We start from the raw sequence: 22,072 nt of genomic DNA, 5'->3' as shown, positions 1-22,072 counted from the left end.
CTTTCTTGGGCATCTTAATCTTCCTTTTGACCCTCAAATCAAAGGGTTAGTCTATACTAACTTGATTAAAGTGCCCCCTTAATTGGGGTAGAGCCGGATTTTTCTAAAGTTGCTTGCGGGGGTACCCATGTTAAATCCACTTCAGAGGTTGGCCTTATTGCTCTTAAAAGAATAAATATCGGAGGTGGTAAAGAGCGTATTGAAATTAAACTTCTAGATGATAATTTGGGATTGTCTTAATTAAAAGCAATTGTTCTTATCATAAGTAAATAGTCTGGAGCCTCACTATAATTTGATTCTTCAAAGCCGGATTTTTTGTAACAACGAATAGCTTGAATATTATCATGATTTGGATCAACAACTACCAACCGAAAATGAGTCAGAAACTCATTGATAAATTGATTGATAATAACTACACCAAATCCTTGCCCTCGATTTTCATGGGTAGCAATGAATAGGTCAATGCCAGCGATTTGATTTGGTTGATAGCTTTTAAATAAAGAGTTTTCCTTTTGAATACCTTCTGGATAATGATCTGATAGACAATAGTATTGAATAAAACCAATGGGGTTATTGTCTGAATAAATAATAAAGCTGGGTACATTGTCATGGTCATTAAGCCTTGGAAGGTATTTATTTTCAATATCTTTGAGCGACCATGTTTGACCCCGTGCGTATTGCTGATTGATCGTTGGCTCCTGAAACCATTGATAGAGGAGCTGTAGGTCATCTTTATGTAATGGTTTAAAATCAATCATTTCTCAGCAATCGCTTTTGCTACTTTTTGCATCATTTTGGCTGTAACCTTTTCCTGATTTTCAATTTTACTGACATAGGCTTGGGTAACACCCATAAGCTTGGCTAACTCTTCTTGTGTTATACCTGCTTGAATGCGAGCTAAGGCAACAGGATTATCAATATAATCAGCCGTATCAAATACCTCATATTCTTGATCTTCCTTTGTCTGTTTTAATTGTTCAGTAATTTGGTGGCGCAGAGCTTGATAGGTAGCGACAGGTAAAAGGACATATTCGATCTTGCCATCCATTGATTTAATTGTTTGTAGGTTCATTTGTAAGCACCTCCACGGGGTTTAATTTTCTCAATCGAAATAATTTTTACTTCGTTATCTCAATCAAAAATAATTCGTCATTGTCCAACACGTAGGCGAAAATAGGGTTCGCCTTGTAATTTTTTTATATCCAAGCTTGCGTTGTCTGGATTTTCTCTTAACAATACAATCTTTTCCGTAATTCTGGTTCTATCAGGTTGTGGTACACTTTTAAGTGCTTTCTTGGCCTGTTTTTTGATCAGCAACGTGTGCGACACTATAAAACCTTGTTATTATTCTTAATAGTTATTATAGGTTATATTTAGTTATAATTCTAGTGGTATTATGTGGATAGAATTTAGTGGCATTCTAGTGGCACGAGATGACAAGAAATCATGTTTTATGGCAACAAACGGCAATGATTAGTTTGATCTAATTTATTGATTTTATTATCGTTATTTGTCATGTATTATTGCCATTAATAGAGCGACCGTGGATTCGTAATCAATAGGTTCGCGGTTCGATTCCGCGCAACGGCATAGTAAAATCAATGACTTACAAAAATACAATTCAAAATAATTTTTACGTGTCGAATATGTGTCGAAGGTTGGAGTACTAGATAATATCAATGGGACAGGTTAGTAGTATGTCGACTGAGAACAATTCTGGATGGTGGAAACGCGAAATAGCTGCTGGAGTGACCAAAGCTATGGCATACCATTTTACTATTACCTATGTTATCCCGTTTGGAGTTACATTATTAACAGGGATAATTGGTTATATTACTGGTATTCCTTGGTTTTGGATTTGGTTAGGTCTTCTTGCAGCTTTTTCTTTTATTTCAAATGGTCTTTTGCGGTTTGATGAATGGCTGTATAGACGAAAAATCCAGGACAAGCTTACATTTGGATCTGTACTTGTTGGACGTAGTATTAAAAATGATGGGTATACAATTGGGGTGTCATTAAATAATTCAGCAACATTTCCTATCGAATTTGAAATTACAGATATTAGAACCAAACTTGGAACCACTGTGCCCGAAAAAAATCATACGCCAAAAACAATTGTTATCCCTCCTAAAGGCTATGGTTGGTATAATGATGGAGTGATCAAGCTGCCATCAACTATTACTTCATCGATAGAAGGACTTCTTGAGTACTCCATAAAATATGGTAAACCTGGGGCTTTAAATTATACGATGACAGGAAAAAAACAGATAGTTGTCTCTTTTAATAGTGAGGGTTTTTTCGTAAGGGCTGTATGGCATGACGCGACTTAATATGAAATTCTAAACAATATATTTTTTTGAAAAGAAATCCTACGCTTGCTTCGCTAATGCTGTCGACCCTTCTTTTTTTGAATTTATTTTAAATCTTGGAAGATTCAGATTCCAACCAGTATCATGCCCTCTTCTATCTTGGTGGGGTAGACCTTTAAGGTCTTTTCTCTTGAAATTTTCCCTAAGGCATTGCCAAACACAGGTGGCCAAGGAGACCAGTCTTTGACATCACCAGTCTCTAAATCAAATGCACTCTTATGGAATGGGCAGACGATGGCGCAATCCTCAGTGATTTTTCCCTTAAATAATGGTAATTTGAAATGAGGGCAATTATGTTGCACGGCATGAATCTTTTCTTTTTGCTTAATAAATAGAATCTTATGTTCTTCTACCTTGACTACTTTGCGCTCATCAAGATCGTTAACCGCCAGCGCTTTTTTCCATTCCATGTCATTTCCTCTTTGATAAAAATCACCATATTACCACATCATTAGCCTTTTATTGAATCGGAACGCTAGTGGGTAGAATTTAGTGGCAATCTAGTGGCACGAGACGACAAGAAATTATGTTTTATGGCAACAAATGGAAATCATTGCTTTGATTTAATTTATTGATTTTATTATCGTTATTTGTCGTATGTCATTGCCATTAATAGCGAGATCGGGGGATCGTAATCAATAGGTCCGTGGTTTGATTCCGCGCAACGGCACTAGTAAAAGAAAGGGATGCAGAGGTTTTTGAAAAATAAAAAGAAGCGCAAATCATCGCGGATAAAGCTTATGATGCGGATTGTTTAATTGAGCAAATAGAATCTCAACAGTGAGCAGTAGACAATGATATAAACTCAAATCAGAGGAGTCACGTATGAACAAATTTAAGCGTATTTTTATAGTTGGTCATTCGGGTGCTGGCAAAGGCGTTCTTGGACAAGCGCTTGCTGAAAAGCTTGGTTGGAAATACATTGATGCTGATTTTGCATTGGCTCCGTCAATTGGCCGTAAATTGTCAGAGATTATTGGCAACAAGGGAGAAGAGGTTTTCCATCATACTCTAACAGAAATTTTGTCTAATCAACGGCAACAAGAGAATATTGTGGTGATAACTGATGATAGTATTGTTTGTCACGAAAAAAATCGCGAATTACTTTCATCAGAGTTCACGGTTCATTTGCAGGTAAGTTCTTCTGTCCAGTTAGAACGGCTCTCTCACAATCGTCCGCTTTTACCAGTTTCTGATTATGAGGCCTTTTTAGCGATACTACGTAAAGAGCGTGATGATTTGTATAAGAGTGTGGCTAGTTTTTCGCTGAGTTCTGATAATGGCGCCATTAATGATCATGTAATGCGCATTATTAAAGCCATGGAAGAATAATTTTGAGTTAACTCGCATCCCTTAAAAAGGGTTTTATCAACTATACTGGTATACTGGAACACATATCATGGTATAATCCAGCTATTTTTATGTTTTCATTTGCTATGCTCAGACCTGTTTTAATTTTTTTGATATTATCGTTCATTCCTTATTCTACTTTTTGTAAGCCCGTATCCATAACTAATGTTGTAGTTTTTGGTGATAGTCTCTCTGATCGTGGCTTTACTAAAGAACAAGGCGGATTCAACCGCTATTCTAATGGTCCTGTATGGCCTGAGTATTTCACCAGTGATCTCTGTAAAACTTGCTTGCAAGTCTATGCCTGGGGTGGTGCAAAATCTGATCAAACTAATGTTAATAATCTCGATTGGTCGGGTCTGTTATGGCAAGTTGAGCACTATCGGATGACTACTAATCCTGAACATACTTTATACATCATTTGGGTTGGGGCTAATGATCTTATTCAAGGGGAGACCAATGGCGCCATTCCGCCCACTAATATTATGCTGGCCATGGATCAATTAATTGATAAAGGAGCACGGTATATTGCTGTTTTTAATTTGCCTGATTTTTCTCTAGTTCCTGCCTATAATGATCCCCAACTCCCTGAGTATAATGAATACTCTCCGATTAAGGGGCGAGTTAAACAGGAATTGAAGACCTATAATCAAACTTTAAAAACCCTGTTGAAACAAAAAAAGAAAGATTACTCTGGAGATGCCCCTGGGGTAACTATTTACAGTGTTGATTTCTCTGATTTTTTTAATAAATTGATTAGAAGATATAATAATAAGCAATCACCTTGGCTAGGTACTTATGATTACCCTGAGAAAAATGGCTATTTCTGGTGGGATCACTGGCATCCAATGACTAGTGTTCACCAGCAGATAGCAAAGCATGTAAAACAATCCCTTGAGCAACAAGCATTAATACTGGGTTCTGAACTTTTATCGCCAACTGGCGATAAAAGGGCTTAATTTTCGAGTATCAACGCAGAGCATATAAGCATCAATCCCCGGAGTTCGGTGGTTTTTCAAGTCACTAGTACAATGTTACTCGGCAATAGATTCTTCATATTATCTTAATTATTTTTTATTACACTATGAGAATAAATTGAACATTAGGGGATTGGTTCTTGTTCTTGCTCAATAGTGGAGTGACAATATGAAGAAATACGTGGCAGGGATTGCAGAACAGCTCCAGTCAGGCATACAGGAGGTGATATCAGCCAAACTGTCTCTTTTTAATTCAGGTAAAAGCTTATCATTGGCTGATCTTCTCGAACAAATGTCTGAAGAGAAGGCCAAAAAACTATTAGACATTCTCAAAAAAGGAAAGGTAGGGGCGAATGAAATTTCGCAGCTCTATGAAGGCGAGACGAGTCAGGAAGCAACTAATTTTCGTAGTTTCATGAGCAGCCATGAGATTTCTTATTTGGGAGGAAATAATTCTATAAATTTTAAAGTCAGTTCTATTGACGGCACTAGCGACGAGGTTTTAAAGGTTGACTGTTGCATGGAAATGCCAAGAGACGCTGAGGAATATTTACGTGATAAATTAGGCTCCCATTTTTTACCCAAAAAAATAGCGCGTAAAGTTGCTGGTGCTGATGATCTACTGGTTGTGACCGAATATTGCCTATATGGAGATTTACTTCATGAAAGAAAAAAATGGGGTGAAGCCGATCTGGTTATGCGTACGCTCAATTTTTTTGAGCAAATGGCAGACATCCTGCTGAGTATAGAAGAGCAAGGTTGTTTATTCCCTGACGCTAAATTAACTAATTGGTTAGCTGATGGTGAGAGTAAGTTACGTTTGGGGGATGCCAAAAGCCTTCTGTTCACTGATGGGAAGGGTAATTTTTCTGCAGATAAAGCTAAAAATTTTTTGAATACAAAAAATTTTAACCCCCCTGAATTTTCAAGTAATGCCCTTATCCAGGCTGACAGTGTCCATGCTTATATCATGGGGAAAAATTTATATTTATATTTTACAGGCAAGATGTTTCCAATTGATCAAAATTTTAATTGGCCAAAAACTCCTGAGTCAGAGCATGTTGATAGTATAAAAAAACTGATAATTGGATTGGTTAAGCCTAATCCTGCTGAGCGAATTCCCGTAAGAGAGGCTCTGGATCAATTGTTTATGATGAAAAACCCTAGTTTTAAAGAGGTCTTTATGGAACTTAAGGCCTTGAAATTCGGCTCAAATGATGAGGGGATGAATAAATTTATTCGTGAAAAACAGCAACAGATCAATGCAACTAATGGAAAAGGGAAAAATAAAATTTTGATTGAATTACAACAGATGGTTAAAAATCTCAAGGCTGGTGATGAAATGAGTGAGGTTCGTAGGATCATTGCTGATTTTAGGAAAAGTTCAGGATTTTTTACGATAGGAATGAAGGCGAAGGCAAAACGCATCGAGGAAGCGATGGCTAAGATTCCTGTCGAGGAGCGTATTCATTTCCTTAAGTCAAAATCCTCCGGGGAAGTTATGAAAGCGTTGGCCTCCCATCGTTATTTGGGGAAACGAGGTAATGTTTATTTAGATAAGCATGATAAAATTGACTGCAAGAAAGCAGCGACAACCTATAAAAATTTTCACACAAAGTTTTTTGATACGGAACAAAAGAATAATAATGAGCCTCCAGTTGATAAGGGAAAGGAATTAAAATGAAATTTAGCCAACTTTATGAAAAACTCAAAATTGATTCATTAACGCCAGAGGGAAAACATCAAGCATTCGAGCAATGGTGCGGGGAAAATGTATCGCGAGATCTCCGTTTTTCGGGAAGCGTTGACGAACAATATAATCAATATATGAACTTGGCAAAGGCATATCTGGACGAGTTTCTTCCTAATGCCTCTGGGAGTCTAAATAAACCGGTTGCTTTTTTTGATGATAACAATCCTTTGGAAGTAGCCTCCTTACATGGTCTTGATCGTGCTATTGTTTCCTTGGCTCCTGGCCCTGAGGTTTTAAATGCTGTAAATCCAAAAAATGGCATGACGGCTTTACACTATGCCGCCTTATCAGGCCATGTGAATACCGTTACCGTTTTACTTTCTATGGATGCTGATGTGAGGAAAGCTAATAATCACTTGCAGCTGCCTATATTTTCTGCCTTGGTGCTACCTGTTCTGCAAACGGAAGATTTAAAAAAGAATAAAATGGCGGTTTTTAGATTACTGAAGGAAAAAGCGCCAGAGACTCTTGGAAAGCAAGATCGTGACGGTAATACAGTAATACACCAGATGGCAGTTCATGGATTTTCTGACTTATTACCAGAGGTATTGGAAACTCAAAAATCACTTATTTATATAAATAATTACCATGGGCATTATCCAATACATACTGCAATTTTGAATAATAAGCTGGAGTGTGTACGAATTCTTCTGAACCAGGACAATGTAACGGCTCTCGAGGATGGACATGGTGAGACACCTCTGCACTACGCAGTACGCCATGGTGGAAAAGAAATTCTGGAACTTTTCTATAGTGATACGAATGTTCTTGACCCTAGGGATTTTTTAGGCAAAACTCCTTTGATGCTGGCAGCTGAGAAAGGTAATCTGGAAGCAGTAAAAGGGCTTATCGGGAAAGGTGCCCGTGTTGACTTGGCAGATACTCAGGGTGCCACGGTGCTGCATTATGCGTTATATAATAACAATGCTGATATAGCACGTTGGTTAATTGAGAATACAACAGTCAATATCAATGCTGCGGATAGTGTTCAAACTCCACTAAAAATCTGTGAAGATAAAGGATTGGATAACATAAGAGATTTGCTTTTGGAAAAAGGGGCAGTTTCTGAGGTCAAAATGCAATTGTAGGAGCATCGGCTTAAATTAAACGTCCGGGATGAACCAAATTTAACCATGCTTTTTCTTAATGTCTTTTGAAAAATCCAGTAAATGGTTCTCAAAAACACTAAATGCTTGTTGCATATAATTAAGCGATTGGTGACTATTTTCAATTAGGATATGTACGATTTTTTCTAGAAAATCTTCTGGTTTCTTTAAGTGGGAAAGATCTTCAGGTTTGAGGTAGGTAAGTTGTTGAAAAGTTTTTACATTAAGCTCTATTATTTCCTGGATCGGTTTTTGTAATTGTTCAACAACATTTTTCCAGTTTTCTACATACCTGTAATATATATGCGGCATCAGCACTCTCCTTTTGTTGCAGCGCACAATTAAGATTAGAACCCTTAAAGCTAATTGTCAAATCAATTGAATGAATCTTAAAGTGTAAAAAGAGGGTTGATCTTTCGGATGAAGCTATTGATTGATTTATTGAGGTTGATTAGGATGAAAGAGTAATGAGCTGTAAAAAAGAACTATAGAATTAAGGTAAATATGGCTATCTGGTTTAAAAATATTACGCCGGAAGATTTAAATCGACGTGGTAATAATACACTTTCTGATTTTCTTGGAATTTGCTTCACTGAGGTAGGTGAGGATTTCCTTGTTGCAACAATGCCCGCAAATGAGCGAACAAAACAGCCTTTAGGTATTGTGCATGGAGGGGCAAATGTCGTTCTGGCAGAAACTATTGCCAGTACTGCTGCTAATGCAGTCATTGATCTAGATAGCTATTATTGTGTTGGGCTGGAGATTAATGCTAATCATTTAAGACCGGTTCGAGCAGGCTTGATAAAGGCTATTACCCATCCGATCCATTTGGGTCGCACGACACAGGTTTGGCATATTGATCTCTATAATGAGGAAGGGAAACAAACTTGTATTTCAAGGATGACAGCATCAGTGGTTGCTCGAACTATAGGGCAAACTTAGAGCTCTAGCTTTCTCCAACTTGCTTAAAATTTTTCTCGCCAAAAATGGCTGAGAAGTTAGAGTAGTGTTTAAATTCAAGTAAATTATTACTCGGATCTTTGAGAAAAAACGATTGATGTTCGAGTGCTGTGTTGGCAAAGCGTGTTTTTAACGGGATTTCATAGGGTATTCTCTGCTCATTAATGCGTTGAGTAAAGGTTTCAAACTCTGTTTTTTCGAGAAAAATCAGACCAAAATGCCTTGGGTATATGCCTTGTTGGGGAGGTAGGGCTGTGTCTATTTTATGTGCTACGATTTGATGCGAACCAAAACGAAAGATTAATGCATGGGCTGACTCACGACCTAATTCAAAACCCAATTTTTTATGATAAAAGACTTTGGATAACTCAAAGTCGTGTACAGGAAAGGCTAAATGAAACAAAGTATTCATATTATTCTCCTGATTTTCTTTATGCATGAATTATCTTGCTACGCTCCTGGTAATAAAGAGCAGAGAATCCAATAACCGCAAGCCCCAGTGTAATGGGAATGACACTTAAGCCATAAATAAAAGCACCAGGAACGGTGGTGCCACCGAAACTGTTAATCACTAATCCTATCGTAGTGTGAAAAGCATAACCAAAACTCATGATAATCATATTTGCAATAGCAGTGGTGATTCCTGCTACATGCTCAGGTACGAATGTAGATGCTTTGTAAATTGCTAAAATCTGATAAGCACAGCATATGCCAACCAAAATAAAGCCCAGAGCCATTGTTTTACTGGAGAGATGGTGAGAAATTAATGCCAGAAAAACAAACATCATCAGTAGTCCTGCTCCCATGATTACCCCAAGGTAATTACCGGATTTTTCAGCAACAAAGCTTAAAACAGGTGCGCCAAAACACATGCCAATGAAAATCATAGAGGGTAAATAACTGGCAAGCTCTCTGTCAAAACCATAGACCTGGGTAATAAAAGCAGAACCCCAGACATCCGCAAACCCCTCTAATGGCCCAACCATTAGTCCCGCCAGAAGACATAAGCTGATTACCTGTGGATTGGTAATTACCTGTTTAATATCCGCTTTTATGCTGTTAGATTGGGTTTCCTTGTTGATTTCCGGGACAATGAAGTAAGTAATAACCGCCAACAATATACCAAATAAAGCAAAAATTTTTATTACTAGCTGATACCCTAGGAGGTGGCTTAAATAACTGACTGGCCCCCCGCCATAAATGGCGCCGATTAAGCCAATCGTAACGGAAAAACTGAGCATTCGGGTGAAGTATTGTTCTTTAAAGGCCATGCGAATGATCTTGAACGTTCCAAGGATTGCAGCAGAAGACCCGATACCAATTAAGGCACGACCGATCATCGGATAAGTCCAGTTTTCGGCAAAAATAATGGGCAACAGTCCAATAACCGTCAGTAAGATACATCCTGTCATTACCCTTTTGGGCCCAAAGCGGTCAAGCATTATGCCAATTGGAAGATGCATCAGGGAATAGCCTATGTAATAAATCCCCGAGAATTGTCCAAAGACAGCAGTATCGATATGGAATTGCTGAATGAAATTGTCCAGCATGATATTAGGCATTACCCGTAAGATATATTGGTAAGCGTAGAAGAGGGAGGCGATTATCCACATTCCCCAGGCTGTTATGCGAGTTATTGAAGTATTCATAGTGTATCGCTTAAAAAATTAAAGAGTCCAATCTAAAACTATTTGTTCAGATGTAAGAAATATGCACAGAATTTAAGATAACCAGGTGAGCACTCCGCTCAGCGGAGAAGACTGCTAAGAAGTAAAATTTGTTTTGCGAAGGGTATAGTATTATTCATATGCAGTAAAAAGTCTTACCAATGGTATCATAATATGTGCATAAGCAATTTAAGTCAATGCCTATAAAAATTGGCACTACCCCTGATTATTTAAACAGGCAGCCAATCGTTTTTTTACTTCTTCCAGACCAAGGGTTCGCAAGAGACGGATATTGGTTTCCGGCACTTTTTCTGCGTTATGATATTTGAGCGCTTCCTCAATACTTTTCTCTCTTAAAAAATGGATCATGGGGTAGGGTGAGCGGTTTGTATAATTAGAAACATCTTCAGGCTCTTCATTAGTAAAACAGTATTCTGGATGAAAAGTGGCCATTTGGTAGATTCCTTCATAATTGTTCTCAAGTAACACAGATTCGAGCAATGCTATAAAATCCAAATAACCCTGGAAATTTTTAAATAAAGAAGGAAAAATTAACAGGGTGGTTTCTATTTCCCGTTTGCTGTCTAATAGCTTCATTTCTTGCACCGCATCGGCAAGTGCCTGGCGAATATTTTTTGCAGAGCTTACCTGAAATCGCACTGTTTTTCTGTCCATTTCCCTTTGTGCGAAAGGGCATAAATTAAGTTGCAGAACAAATGAGGTGATCCAGTTTTTAGTATGTTTAAGAATTAATTCGTTGCTGTTCATAGACGGTCTCTTGGACTGATACTAACTTTCAGATAAAAATTTAATTTCCTCAATCATGGCTGTAATTCTTGCCAGAAGATAAGGATCTTTTTTTGCCAATAACTTTGCCTGCTTTAGTTGTCTGACTGCATCACGCTTTCGTCCCTGTAAAAGCTGACATTGTGCTTGAGTAAAGTAGGCATAACTTTTACGGTGCGAGGCTGCCTGTGCTTGGGCCAAGGTTTCGCATAAGGCTAAATCCTGTTTAAACTGTCTTGAACCTTTCAGCAAAATGCTGGCAGCTTGCTCTGCTTTTCCTGCCAGTAACAAACTGCGGGCATAAGTCATCGTTGCGGCGTAATTTTCCGGATAATTAGCTTGTAAATTTCCTAATCTCTTCAATGAAGTTTCATATCGCCTATTCCCTGTTTCCGCTTCTGCCATGGCTATCTGGTAAAATAGATTATCCTCATCTTTATTTAGCAAGGGTGTGAGACGTGCTTCTGCTTGTTGGAACTGATTGATATGCAGCAGGGCTAAGGCGTAGCCGTATTGACAAGCATCACCGCTATTTTTTTTGTGACACTGGTATTGGTAGTAATCCAGCAACTCCTTGCTCCGGCTCACAGTGGATACACGAATCAATTCTTTAAATAACTGGTATTCAAGATTATCAGAATAGGACTTTTTTTCTAACCGCTCGGTTCGGCTCTCCGCTTCAGCAATCCGGTCGTCATCAAGCGGGTGGGTTCTTAGAATGGCTGGAATGTTCGCAGTGTAATAATAACGTGAATTTTGCTGCATTTTTTTGAAAAAACCGGCCATTCCCTGTGGGTTGAAACCTGATTTAATCAGCATGTCAATGCCTATGCGGTCCGCTTCTTTCTCATTAGCGCGGGTAAAATTGATATTGTCCTGGGCAAAGCCTGTTAAAGAAGCCATTAGAGCGCCGCTTCCCAAGGTTGGATTAATCATACCCAACGCCGCCGCAGCCAGTATGGAAGCCAGCATGGGGATACGCATTTGTTTTTCATGCTCAATCATTCGATAGAGATGATGGAGTCGAACGTGGGCAATTTCATGCGCCATCACCGCAGCGAGCTCACTTTCATTTTCGGTAGCAAGGATTAATTGGGTATTAATGCCAATATATCCCCCAGGTCCAGCAAAGGCATTAATTTCATTGGATTTTACAATAAAAAAATAAGGCAATGGGATTCGGGCAAAACGTGCAAGTTGTTTCCCCAGGTGATTGATGTATTGTGTGGCCAGAGGATTTCGCTCAATGCTGTCGGAGCGATTAATCAGTTGAATAAATTCCTTTTCCAGCTCTTCAAGCTCGCGGGTCGAATAGGGGGTTAGGGCAAAAGCAGAAAGAGAGATACCTTGAGAGACTAACAAAAAGAGAGCCATCGCTAATCGAGTGCAAATTGTATAAAACCTTTGTGATTTTAAAAAGCGCAACAGGTTCATTCGATTACCAGGATCAAAAAATGGATTAAAAAAATTTTATCCAAATTAAACATTCAGTATATCATAAAAGATTAAAGCTGCTTTTGTCTTTCAAACAGGATTTTCTTGCGTTAAAGCATGTAGGGTCTACGCATGAAAATTAAAATAGAATTTAATGACATCGAACTGGTCTATATTTATACATCCAGTGACTTGTTCACGGGATCCATAAATCTTCAAATGCCACTGGATTCTGCGGATAAACCGCAGAACGTAGAGGTCAAGAGTTTTTTCATGCGTAGGCCCTGTTAAAGCATGGGCTTGGGCTACTCAAGAATTGAATAATTTGTTATCATATTCACTTTTTTAATCGTTGACTTAACTATGCACAAACACTTTATGTTGGCTGCTCTTGAGCAAGCATGGCTTGGTCGCGGTATTTGTGCGCCAAACCCAAGTGTTGGTGCTGTTGCAGTATGCAACGGTGAAATAATTGCACGTGCCTGGCATAGGGGCGCAGGAACAGAGCATGCTGAACAGCTTCTATTAAAGCAAATTCCTCAGGGAATGCCGAATGTCACGCTGTATGTCACTCTGGAGCCCTGTAACCATTGGGGACGAACCTCGCCTTGTGTGTCAGCAATTATTCAACATGGTATTTCAGAGGTCGTGTATGCTTTTCATGATCCTAATCCGGTAGTTGCTGCTAACAATACCCCTGAGATTTTGCTGTCAAAAGGAATTAACGTCATCCATTACTCTTTACCTGAAATTGATGCTTTTTATCAAAGTTACCGTTATTGGACACTTAACAAGAAGCCTTGGGTTACTGCCAAGATTGCACAATCATTGGATGGTAAAATTGCTGGTTTAAATGGAATACGGTATCAGTTATCAAATAGCAAGTGTGCGCAATTTACCCATCAGCAACGGCTTTATAGTGATGTGATTGTTACGACAGCAAAAACGGTGCATCAAGATGATCCCTTATTAAATGTTCGTCTGGAAAATAAACAGCAAAGCAAACCCTTGGCAATTCTGGATGCCCGCTTATCGCTCAGTCAGGAAGCAAAAATATTTACCAGTGCCCGGCATTGTCATATTTACCATGATGAAATTTATACTGTGAAAAATCCTCTCCCTGATTGCAGTTATCATGCGATGCCTGTAAAAAATGGACTGTTGGACTTAACTGCAGTAATCAACCATCTGGGCTCTTTAGGGTATCATGATGCCTGGATTGAAGCGGGAGGGACATTATTCTCTGCGTTGCATCGTGAGGGTTTGCTTCAACGAACCTATATTTATGTTGTACCTGAAGTCCTGGGAGATGGGGCAATTACAGCATTTCATGGGAATGATATTTTTAGTCGTAAGAGAACCGTGTCCTGGCAAATAAAAGAGGATAATGTCATAGCATGTCTTGATTGGCAGGAGGATGTATGTTTACGGGATTAGTTGAAGAGCAGGGGGAAGTAATGGCTAACATTAAAAGTCAGTTAGCTAATCGTTTATACCTTAAATCCCCTTTTAAGGACTTGAAAACAGGAGAGAGTATCGCTGTAAATGGGGTTTGTCTGACTTTATTGCCGACAGAGAGTGATAGTCTGGCTTTTGATGTCTCTCCTGAAACGTTAAATTTGACCACCCTGGGTCATTTGCGTGCTGGTGATCAGGTCAACCTGGAACGGGCTGTATCTGTATCAGGACGATTGGGTGGACATTATGTTAGTGGTCATGTAGATGCTGCTGTTGCTGTAAAAGCAATGAGGCCAATGGATGATTATCTGGAAATAGTAGTAGGTGATTTTGCACCCTATGCTAAAATGTACCTTTTGCCAAAGGGTAGCATTACCCTTGATGGTGTAAGTTTGACGATCAATTCAGTAACTGGAACTGACATTACATTGATGTTAGTGCCGCATACACTGGCAAAAACCACCTTTGGGCAACTAAGCATTGGCCAACGGCTAAATGTGGAATTTGATTACTTGGCTCGTATCGTAGCGCATCAGCTCAAGATTGCGGGGCAATTGAAAAATGAGGTTGAAGTATGACAAGTCCTTTTGCAACGATTGAGCATGCCATTGCTGCTATGAAAGCAGGCCGCATGGTTATTTTAATGGATGATGAAAACAGGGAAAATGAAGGTGATTTAGTCATTGCGGCTGAACATGCCACTCCTGAGGCTATCAATTTCATGTCTCGATTTGGCCGCGGGCTTATTTGCCTTTCTATGGCGGGGGAGCTAATTGACAGGCTCCAGTTACCAATGATGGCATCTGATAATCGTTCGCCTTATGGTACGGCTTTTACTGTCTCGATTGAAGCTGCCGAGGGAGTGTCTACCGGCATCTCAGCCAGTGATCGGGCGCGTACTATTCAGGTCGCTATTGATCCTGAATGCAAGCCAGGTGATATTATTTCTCCAGGACATGTATTTCCCTTACGCGCCCGGTCTCGAGGTGTTTTGGAGCGTGCCGGCCAAACAGAAGGCAGCGTTGATTTGGCGAGTCTGGCAGGTCTTAGGCCTGCTGCTGTAATTTGTGAAATTATGAATGAAGACGGGACAATGAGCCGCCGTGATGAGTTAGCGCGCTTCTCAAAAGAACACGATATTCCTTTGGTCACCGTGAAGGATTTAATTGATTACCGTATTCGGCATGAAGAGTTGGTAGAGGAAGTGGCGACAACAAAGCTTCCCATGCAGGGATATGGCGATTTTACCATGATTGCCTTTCGTAATATGCTTGATTCGGCTGAGCATTTTGCCTTGGTGAGGGTACCCCAAACGCCTAATAAAGTTCCTTTGGTACGCATTCATTCGGAGTGCATAACAGGCGATGTTTTTGGCTCATCTAAATGCGATTGCGGAGCACAGCTTAAACACTCTTTACAACAAATATCAGAAGAGGGAGGGGTAATCATTTATCTGCGCCAGGAAGGCCGTGGTATTGGTTTAGCCAATAAACTGCGAGCGTATGCGCTCCAGGAACAAGGGTATGATACGGTCGAGGCTAATTTGCACTTGGGCTTACCTATTGATAACCGGGATTATGCGATTGCTTTTCAGATATTAAAACATTTGGGGCTGAATGCAATCAGATTACTGACAAATAATCCTCAGAAGGTAGAGTCTGTAAAGAAATACGGTATAGAAGTAACTGAACGCATCCCGCTAATAATTCATCCTACTAAGGAAAATCGGCATTATTTAAAAACAAAACAACAAAAGCTTGGTCATTTGCTGGTAATTGAATAGCGTTATTTAATGCGACACTGCTCGCTGTTTAGTGTCGCTAGATAGCTGACCAGGTTGTTGAGGAGATAATTATGAAATATATTCCTGCCAATCCCCCACGGGCTATGGATTCTTCTTTTCCAGTGGCTGTAGTAGTGAGTCGTTTTAATTACGCTATTACCCAGGAATTAAAACGCGGGGCATTAGATCGCCTAAGCGAACGTGGTTTCAGGCCAGAGGATATTATTGTTGTTGAAGTGCCTGGAGCCGTTGAAATTCCTCTTGTTGCCAAGCGATTAGCTATGCAAAAACAGGCGTCTGCCATTATTGCACTGGGAGCAGTTATTCGTGGAGAGACCAGTCATTATGATTATGTTTGTGAGCAAGTAAGTAACGGTTGTCAGCGAATAGCGCTTGATTATGATCTTCCTGTTATTTTTGGTGTTTTGACTACTGAAAATGAAGCTCAAGCCTGGGAGCGTCTCGGTGGTAGTCATGGGCATAAAGGAAAAGATGCTGCTGATTGTGCAATCGATATGTATCAAATTCTTAATGAGTTGAATTCCCTGTAGAGGTTGCATCTTTAGAGGGATACCTGGCTTTCCTTGATGCGTTTACCCTGATGGGATGGATAGCCTTGCCTGATGGTATGAATTACTCCATAATATTTTCTACGTTAGCAGGGAATCATCTTAATGAAAATCAGGACGTTCTTATTTATAATTTTTTATACCTTGAGTCTTACCGCCGCAGGTGGTACCTCGTCTATAAACGATAAATCAGTACCTCAATCTCCCTTATGGGATTCTGTAGTAGGGTTGAGATATTGGTACAGTACAGGTAATAGCAGCTGGAATCATGATCCGAGTGGCGTTGAACCTTTCCTGGGTAATCCGGGTTCTGTCCTTAGTTATGACGATATGGATGCTCATTCCGGAGAGATTTTTTTTCAGTTAACCCATAAAACAGGGCTTTTTGCCAAGGGTTTTCTGGCTACAGGCTCCATTAAGAATGGAAACCTGAATGATAAAGATTACTTAAGCGGACAAGTGAGATTTTCAGACACTACAAGTAGTTTAAGAAACGGAGATCTTGATTATTTATCGATTGATTTCGGAGGTAATTTTTATGAAAATAATTCTCTTGATCAAAGAAATAGTGTTTATCTTAAACGTGTAGGAGGGTTTGCCGGTTATTTTTATTGGCAGGAAGACGTCCATGCCTATGGTGTTCGGTGTAATCCTGATGATTTTGGTGGATTATTTTGTGGTCCCCCTGGATTTATTGAGACTCCTTACTCTACAAATGTTCTGAGTAATAAAGCGCGGTGGCGTTCCTTTCGCATAGGCCTGACTGCGGATGTTAACCTCCACCCTAAATTTACGTTGAATGGCGAAATTGCTTATGTACCTATTGCTCATTTAAAAAATGAGGACAGCCATCATATGCGCTCTGATCTTGGTCCTGTTCCAAATATCCTTATGGATGCTAATGGACAGGGTTTTATGGCTGATTTGATAGCCTCCTATAAGATTACAAGCCAATTAAATATTGGGGTAGGAGCAAGATATTGGGAGTTTATAAGTGAGGGGTCAATCTTATTTGCAAATACCGTCAGTCTGCCATTAAATGATTTTAAGAGTAAACGCTATGGCGTTTTCGTCCAGGCAAGCTATGCGTTCGCCTAGTATGGAGAAGTACAGCGCTCTCTAAAGTTTAAGACAGGAGTTAGTGAAGAGTGGTAAATTACCCGCTATGTTTTCTTTATATAATGGTTTTTTTGTCATATAGGGAGCGCTTTGTTGATTAAATGTGTCATTTCTCTTCTTCTTTTGATATAATAAAGCCCCGTTTACATGCGATCTTATTTGTCCGCCCATGAGGCGGTTTAGCATTCCAACGGGGTCATTTATGACAAATTATATTTTCATTACTGGTGGGGTTGTTTCTTCGCTAGGTAAAGGTATTGCTTCTGCTTCATTGGCAGCAATTCTCGAAGCACGCGGCTTAAGTGTTACTCTAATTAAACTTGATCCTTATATCAATGTTGATCCAGGAACCATGAGTCCTTTTCAGCACGGGGAAGTGTTCGTTACCCATGATGGGGCGGAAACTGATCTTGATTTGGGACATTACGAGCGTTTTGTACGTACGACGATGACAAAACGCAACAATTTTACCTCTGGCAAAATCTATGAGACGGTCATTAAAAAGGAGCGTCGGGGCGATTACCTGGGAGGAACTGTACAAGTAATTCCTCATATCACCAATGAAATCAAACGCTCTATAAAGCAAGGTGCAGAAGGATTTGATGTGGCGATGATTGAGATTGGAGGTACTGTTGGGGATATTGAATCCTTGCCCTTTCTCGAAGCAATACGCCAAATGCGCATTGAATTAGGTGCTCAGCGTGCCATATTTATTCATCTGACTTTAGTTCCGTATATCCCTACCTCTGGTGAGACCAAAACCAAACCTACGCAGCACTCCGTTAAAGAACTGCGTTCTATTGGTATACAACCTGATATTTTAATATGCCGCTCAGAAAAGCCATTGTCTTTAAATGATCGGGCGAAAATTGCACTATTTACCAACGTTGAGAAAGAGGGGGTTATCTCTCTCCAGGATGCGGAAAGTATTTATCAAATTCCAATTATTCTGCATGAACAAGGCCTGGATGAAATAGTGGTTAAAAAAATGGCTTTACAGGTGAAGTCTGCTGATTTGGGTGAGTGGCAAAAGGTTGTTAAGGCTCAGAATTCTCAAACAATGACGGTCAAGGTAGGTATGGTTGGTAAATATACCGAACTAAATGATGCTTATAAGTCCTTGAATGAAGCGTTGACCCATGCTGGTATTCATACGGAAACCAAGGTTCAAATTATTTATATTGATGCCGAACTGATTGAGAAGCAAGGTTCAGAACCACTTGCCGAGATTGATGCGCTTTTAATTCCTGGCGGATTTGGAGAGCGTGGAATCGAAGGGAAAATAAAAGCAATCCAATATGCCCGTGAAAATAAACTGCCCTTTTTGGGTATTTGCTTAGGTATGCAGACTGCTGTGATTGAATTTGCACGTAATGTGGTTGGCTTTGTGGGTGCCAATTCAACAGAATTTGACAAAACGACTGCCTATCCAGTTATTGGTTTGATAAGTGAATGGATGGAAGCAGATGGTCGCGTAAATTTGCGTGATGAAACTTCAGAACTGGGCGGTACTATGCGCTTGGGGGCTCAACTTTGTCAGTTAGAAACCAATTCCCTTGCCCATAAAATTTATAAAAAAAATCAGATTGTTGAGCGCCATCGGCATCGTTATGAAGTTAACAATCAATTTATTGATGCGTTGGTACAAAATGGTCTGGTTATTTCGGGCCGTTCGGCTGATGGCAGTTTAGTCGAAATGATTGAGCTACAGGATCATCCCTGGTTTGTTGCTTGTCAATTTCATCCTGAATTTACTTCAACGCCTCGGGATGGCCACCCACTTTTTGAGGAATTTATATTAGCGGCACGCAATGCTCACCAGAAAAAGGATAAAGTATGAGATTATGTGGCTTTGAGGTTGGAATAACCTCCCCCTTGTTTTTAATCGCGGGGCCATGTGTTATAGAGAGCGAATCCTTAGCGCTGGAAACAGCAGGTTACCTTAAGGAATTATGTGCAGGGCTTGGGTTATCTTTTATCTATAAATCATCCTTTGATAAAGCCAATCGCTCATCTATTGCCAGTTATCGAGGACCTGGATTTGAAAAAGGGTTAATAATTCTTGAAAAAGTCAAAGAGCAAATGGGGGTGCCTGTGCTGACAGATGTTCACGAAGATACCCCCTTACTTGAGGTGGCCAGTGTGGTTGATGTGTTGCAGACTCCGGCATTTTTGTGTCGCCAGACTAATTTCATCCAAAGGGTTGCTGCAATGAATAAGCCTGTGAATATCAAGAAAGGCCAGTTCTTGGCACCATGGGAAATGCAACATGTTGTTGCCAAGGCAAAAGCTTGTGACAATGAACAAATTATGGTTTGTGAAAGAGGGGTGAGCTTTGGCTATAACAACCTGGTTTCAGACATGCGCTCATTACAGATTATGCGTGAGACAGGATGTCCGGTGGTATATGATGCTACCCATTCTGTCCAGCTGCCTGGTGGAAATAATGGGGTATCTGGTGGCCAAAGGGAGTTTGTTCCTGCTCTGGCAAGAGCTGCTGTGGCAGTTGGGATTTCAGGGATTTTCATGGAGACGCATCCAAATCCTGATAAGGCATTAAGCGATGGCCCTAATAGTTGGCCGCTTGATAAAATGCAGCCATTGCTGGAAAGCCTGCTTGCGATTGATAGCACAGTGAAAGAAAGCATGAAAAGGATTGGTCTTTAACAGTAAAGTATTCTTTTAGAGGACCTTGCATGCCATACAATGTGACTGACGAGCATTACTCAGACCTTCTTAGGCTTGGAATCCCTCCGGCGTTCATTCCACCTGCTCTAATGCAAGAGCAGATGAAGACTTTGTATCGACGGTTACTTCTTGCTACCCGCTACTGTACTCTAGTGATCACTGAAAAATGGCAGATCCACTGCCTTCTGGGCAACATGGATCTTGTCGTGAAAGAGGACAATCGCGGGGCTAACTCGGCCCATTACGCCGCATGGTCAGGTGAGCCGATGGCGCTTGATCGGGTTAAGACACAGTGCCCAGACTCGCTAAACACTAAAGACAAAAATGGCTTCACCATCGCCCATTACGCTGCATGGTCGGGTGATCACAGAACGCTTGACTGGGTTAAAAGATACTATACTGAGTTCCTGAGTACCGCAGGATCAGGTGACAAGGCACTTGAGCAGGTAGAAATGCGCTGTACTCAGTTCCTGAACGCAATAGATAATAATGGCGGCACCATCGCCCATTACGCTGCATGGTCAGGTGATCCCAGGGCGCTTGACTGGATTAAAACGCACTGTCCCGAACTGCTGAACACAAAAGACAACAATGGCTGCACTATCGCCCATTATGCCGCAGTGTCAGGTGATCGCAGGGCGCTTGACTGGATTAAAACGCACTGTCGCGAACTGCTGAACACAAAAGACAACGATGGCTGTACCATTGCCCATTATGCTGCAAGGTCAGGTGATCGCAGGGCGCTTGACTGGATTAAAACGCACTGTCGCGAACTGCTGAACACAAAAGACAACGATGACTGCACCATTGCCCATTATGCCGCAGTGTCAGGTGATCGCAGGGCGCTTGACTGGATTAAAACGCACTGTCGCGAACTGCTGAACACAAAAGACAACGATGGCTGCACCATTGCCTACCATGCTGCAAGGTCAGGTGATCTCAATATGCTTGACTGGATTAGAACACACTGCTCTGATGAGCTCCTAAACACAAAAAACAACGATGGCCGCACTATCGCCCATTATACTGCAGTGTCAGGTGATCCTAAGGTGCTCGACTGGATTAAAACGCACTGTCCCGGGCTGCTGAACACAAAAGACAACAAAGGTAACACTATTGCCCATTATGCTGCAGTGTCAGGTGATCCCAAAAGGCTTTCTTGGGTTAAAGCGCACTACCCCAATTTATTGGGCAGCAAAAATTTGGATGGCAATACCATCGCGCATGTTGCTCTGGCATCTGAAGTCCCGGAACAATTCAACCTTGCTACCCGCCTGAGCGGCTCACCACATCAATTTGACAGTTCTCACGGTTACTGTTGTTCTGATGACAAAGCCATTAATACACTGCGCCGGGCGATGGAAACAAATTTCAGCCTTACCAAAGTTATTCTACCTGGAAATAAGATTGACAGCGAAATTATCGCACTTTGTAAACGCAATATCAGGCTTGCTGAAATCCGTGTGGGATTTACATGGCTGTTGCTGGGGCATCATCAAGAAAAAAATAACCTTAAAATGCTTAATAAAGACATACTCTTTTGCATTTTCAAAAATGTCGCATTGCCTTTTGAAAGTGATGAGATTACCCTGAACAGGGTATTTCAGGAGATGTATGAAAAATCAAGAGCAGAAAGTCGACATCTGGCAAACATGGACAGGCAAGTGAATTCACGCATAGATGCACTTCAGCGCGCGCCAACTTTTTTCGGGCTCATGGAGAGTCCTGATAAAAAAATCAGCTGTCTGCGAAAACTCACCGAAGAAGTGCTTGATAAAAAATACAATAGTATACAAGAGCTTCAAAACGCTATTGCGACATTTTATATAAACAATAAAGAAGTACCGCCCAAGCATAGAAGGCCTTTTCAGAACTTATTTAAACCCGTCGATAAGACCAAAACCCAAGGACTTTTTGAAAGCATTGGCAAGATGGTGGGTGTCGATCTGAATGAGAACATTAGCCAAATTGAGAAAAACAACCAGCAACTCCAATAAGTATCTTGGGTATAAAAACGGCGCACTCGCCGAAAACAGGAAGATTTTCAGCACTT

At 40.5% G+C, this 22,072-nt stretch carries 22 protein-coding genes and 1 pseudogene; 15 read left to right on the top strand and 8 right to left on the bottom strand.

Annotation, left to right across the window (positions count from 1 at the left end; all coding sequences use genetic code 11):
• Nucleotides 1-99: 99 nt before the first annotated feature.
• Nucleotides 100-240: pseudogene (locus E1O65_RS09535) on the top strand (alanyl-tRNA editing protein); the annotation flags it as partial.
• Here the strand turns inward: E1O65_RS09535 and E1O65_RS09530 are convergent.
• Together E1O65_RS09530 and E1O65_RS09525 are read right to left on the bottom strand one after the other, a co-directional pair.
• Nucleotides 237-758 carry a GNAT family N-acetyltransferase gene (locus tag E1O65_RS09530; RefSeq protein ID WP_133133373.1) on the bottom strand — a complete coding sequence of 174 codons (522 nt, stop codon included), beginning with the start codon at nt 756-758 and terminating at the stop codon, nt 237-239. The pseudogene E1O65_RS09535 and the gene E1O65_RS09530 sit on opposite strands and share 4 nt — an antisense overlap.
• Nucleotides 755-1,072 (bottom strand): helix-turn-helix transcriptional regulator, encoded by a 318-nt coding sequence (locus tag E1O65_RS09525; RefSeq protein WP_133133372.1) that lies wholly within the window; start codon nt 1,070-1,072, stop codon nt 755-757. The genes E1O65_RS09530 and E1O65_RS09525 overlap by 4 nt, the downstream gene beginning before the upstream one ends.
• Nucleotides 1,073-1,697: 625 nt before the next feature.
• Here E1O65_RS09525 and E1O65_RS09515 point away from each other — a divergent pair.
• Nucleotides 1,698-2,330 (top strand): DUF3329 domain-containing protein, encoded by a 633-nt coding sequence (locus E1O65_RS09515; protein ID WP_133133371.1) that lies wholly within the window; start codon nt 1,698-1,700, stop codon nt 2,328-2,330.
• A 104-nt stretch (nt 2,331-2,434) separates the two neighbouring features.
• On the opposite strand, the gene E1O65_RS09510 is transcribed toward E1O65_RS09515, so the two are convergent.
• Nucleotides 2,435-2,779 carry a Rieske (2Fe-2S) protein gene (locus E1O65_RS09510; RefSeq protein WP_133133370.1) on the bottom strand — a complete coding sequence of 115 codons (345 nt, stop codon included), beginning with the start codon at nt 2,777-2,779 and terminating at the stop codon, nt 2,435-2,437.
• 415 nt (nt 2,780-3,194) lie between these two features.
• Here E1O65_RS09510 and E1O65_RS09505 point away from each other — a divergent pair, with 415 nt between their 5' ends.
• The 4 genes from E1O65_RS09505 (at nt 3,195) to E1O65_RS09490 (ending at nt 7,537) form a co-directional block, all read left to right on the top strand.
• On the top strand, nt 3,195-3,701 hold the full coding sequence (locus E1O65_RS09505) for a shikimate kinase (protein WP_133133369.1): 507 nt from the start codon (nt 3,195-3,197) through the stop codon (nt 3,699-3,701).
• An 89-nt stretch (nt 3,702-3,790) separates the two neighbouring features.
• Nucleotides 3,791-4,678, top strand: coding sequence for an SGNH/GDSL hydrolase family protein (locus E1O65_RS09500; protein ID WP_133133368.1), 888 nt, complete (start codon nt 3,791-3,793; stop codon nt 4,676-4,678).
• 187 nt (nt 4,679-4,865) lie between these two features.
• A complete protein-coding gene (locus E1O65_RS09495) occupies nt 4,866-6,380 on the top strand; it encodes a hypothetical protein (protein WP_133133367.1) in 1,515 nt (504 codons plus the stop codon).
• Nucleotides 6,377-7,537, top strand: a complete 1,161-nt coding sequence (locus E1O65_RS09490; protein WP_133133366.1) for an ankyrin repeat domain-containing protein — start codon at nt 6,377-6,379, stop codon at nt 7,535-7,537. The genes E1O65_RS09495 and E1O65_RS09490 overlap by 4 nt, the downstream gene beginning before the upstream one ends.
• Nucleotides 7,538-7,576: 39 nt before the next feature.
• On the opposite strand, the gene E1O65_RS09485 is transcribed toward E1O65_RS09490, so the two are convergent.
• Nucleotides 7,577-7,867 (bottom strand): phasin family protein, encoded by a 291-nt coding sequence (locus E1O65_RS09485; protein WP_133133365.1) that lies wholly within the window; start codon nt 7,865-7,867, stop codon nt 7,577-7,579.
• A gap of 192 nt (nt 7,868-8,059) precedes the next feature.
• On the opposite strand from E1O65_RS09485, the gene E1O65_RS09480 reads away from it, so the two are divergent.
• The gene (locus E1O65_RS09480) at nt 8,060-8,497 is read left to right on the top strand and encodes a hotdog fold thioesterase (protein ID WP_133133364.1); all 438 of its coding nucleotides are present in this window, start codon (nt 8,060-8,062) and stop codon (nt 8,495-8,497) included.
• A gap of 4 nt (nt 8,498-8,501) precedes the next feature.
• Here the strand turns inward: E1O65_RS09480 and E1O65_RS09475 are convergent, their stop codons facing one another.
• The 4 genes from E1O65_RS09475 to E1O65_RS09460 all read right to left on the bottom strand — a co-directional run bounded on the left by E1O65_RS09475 (nt 8,502) and on the right by E1O65_RS09460 (nt 12,342).
• The gene (locus E1O65_RS09475; RefSeq protein ID WP_133133363.1) at nt 8,502-8,927 is read right to left on the bottom strand and encodes a VOC family protein; all 426 of its coding nucleotides are present in this window, start codon (nt 8,925-8,927) and stop codon (nt 8,502-8,504) included.
• Nucleotides 8,928-8,946: 19 nt separating this feature from the next.
• Nucleotides 8,947-10,164 carry an MFS transporter gene (locus E1O65_RS09470; RefSeq protein WP_242601574.1) on the bottom strand — a complete coding sequence of 406 codons (1,218 nt, stop codon included), beginning with the start codon at nt 10,162-10,164 and terminating at the stop codon, nt 8,947-8,949.
• A gap of 234 nt (nt 10,165-10,398) precedes the next feature.
• The gene (locus tag E1O65_RS09465; protein ID WP_133133362.1) at nt 10,399-10,950 is read right to left on the bottom strand and encodes a DUF1415 domain-containing protein; all 552 of its coding nucleotides are present in this window, start codon (nt 10,948-10,950) and stop codon (nt 10,399-10,401) included.
• A gap of 21 nt (nt 10,951-10,971) precedes the next feature.
• Nucleotides 10,972-12,342, bottom strand: coding sequence for a M48 family metalloprotease (locus tag E1O65_RS09460; protein ID WP_165474948.1), 1,371 nt, complete (start codon nt 12,340-12,342; stop codon nt 10,972-10,974).
• Between the two features lie 423 nt (nt 12,343-12,765).
• On the opposite strand from E1O65_RS09460, the gene ribD reads away from it, so the two are divergent.
• The 8 genes from ribD to E1O65_RS09420 all read left to right on the top strand — a co-directional run bounded on the left by ribD (nt 12,766) and on the right by E1O65_RS09420 (nt 22,016).
• Nucleotides 12,766-13,839, top strand: a complete 1,074-nt coding sequence (gene ribD / locus E1O65_RS09455; protein WP_133133360.1) for a bifunctional diaminohydroxyphosphoribosylaminopyrimidine deaminase/5-amino-6-(5-phosphoribosylamino)uracil reductase RibD — start codon at nt 12,766-12,768, stop codon at nt 13,837-13,839.
• On the top strand, nt 13,824-14,438 hold the full coding sequence (locus tag E1O65_RS09450; protein ID WP_133133359.1) for a riboflavin synthase: 615 nt from the start codon (nt 13,824-13,826) through the stop codon (nt 14,436-14,438). The genes ribD and E1O65_RS09450 overlap by 16 nt, the downstream gene beginning before the upstream one ends.
• The gene (locus E1O65_RS09445) at nt 14,435-15,643 is read left to right on the top strand and encodes a bifunctional 3,4-dihydroxy-2-butanone-4-phosphate synthase/GTP cyclohydrolase II (protein ID WP_133133358.1); all 1,209 of its coding nucleotides are present in this window, start codon (nt 14,435-14,437) and stop codon (nt 15,641-15,643) included. The genes E1O65_RS09450 and E1O65_RS09445 overlap by 4 nt, the downstream gene beginning before the upstream one ends.
• 71 nt (nt 15,644-15,714) lie before the next feature.
• Nucleotides 15,715-16,194 (top strand): 6,7-dimethyl-8-ribityllumazine synthase, encoded by a 480-nt coding sequence (gene ribH / locus E1O65_RS09440; protein ID WP_278043648.1) that lies wholly within the window; start codon nt 15,715-15,717, stop codon nt 16,192-16,194.
• Nucleotides 16,195-16,317: 123 nt separating this feature from the next.
• Complete coding sequence (locus tag E1O65_RS09435; RefSeq protein ID WP_133133357.1) at nt 16,318-17,310, top strand: omptin family outer membrane protease; 993 nt, start codon at nt 16,318-16,320, stop codon at nt 17,308-17,310.
• A gap of 223 nt (nt 17,311-17,533) precedes the next feature.
• Entirely contained in the window at nt 17,534-19,171 is a 1,638-nt protein-coding gene (locus tag E1O65_RS09430) for a CTP synthase (RefSeq protein ID WP_133133356.1), read from the top strand.
• On the top strand, nt 19,168-19,998 hold the full coding sequence (kdsA, locus tag E1O65_RS09425) for a 3-deoxy-8-phosphooctulonate synthase (RefSeq protein ID WP_133133355.1): 831 nt from the start codon (nt 19,168-19,170) through the stop codon (nt 19,996-19,998). The genes E1O65_RS09430 and kdsA overlap by 4 nt, the downstream gene beginning before the upstream one ends.
• Nucleotides 19,999-20,027: 29 nt before the next feature.
• Nucleotides 20,028-22,016 (top strand): ankyrin repeat domain-containing protein, encoded by a 1,989-nt coding sequence (locus tag E1O65_RS09420; RefSeq protein ID WP_133133354.1) that lies wholly within the window; start codon nt 20,028-20,030, stop codon nt 22,014-22,016.
• The last annotated feature ends 56 nt before the right edge of the window (nt 22,017-22,072 follow it).

It is taken from the genome of Legionella sp. W10-070 (assembly GCF_900640175.1).
Lineage (GTDB): Bacteria > Pseudomonadota > Gammaproteobacteria > Legionellales > Legionellaceae > Tatlockia.
Note: the sequence above shows the minus strand (reverse complement) of the source record. Positions and strands in the feature narration are given on the sequence as shown.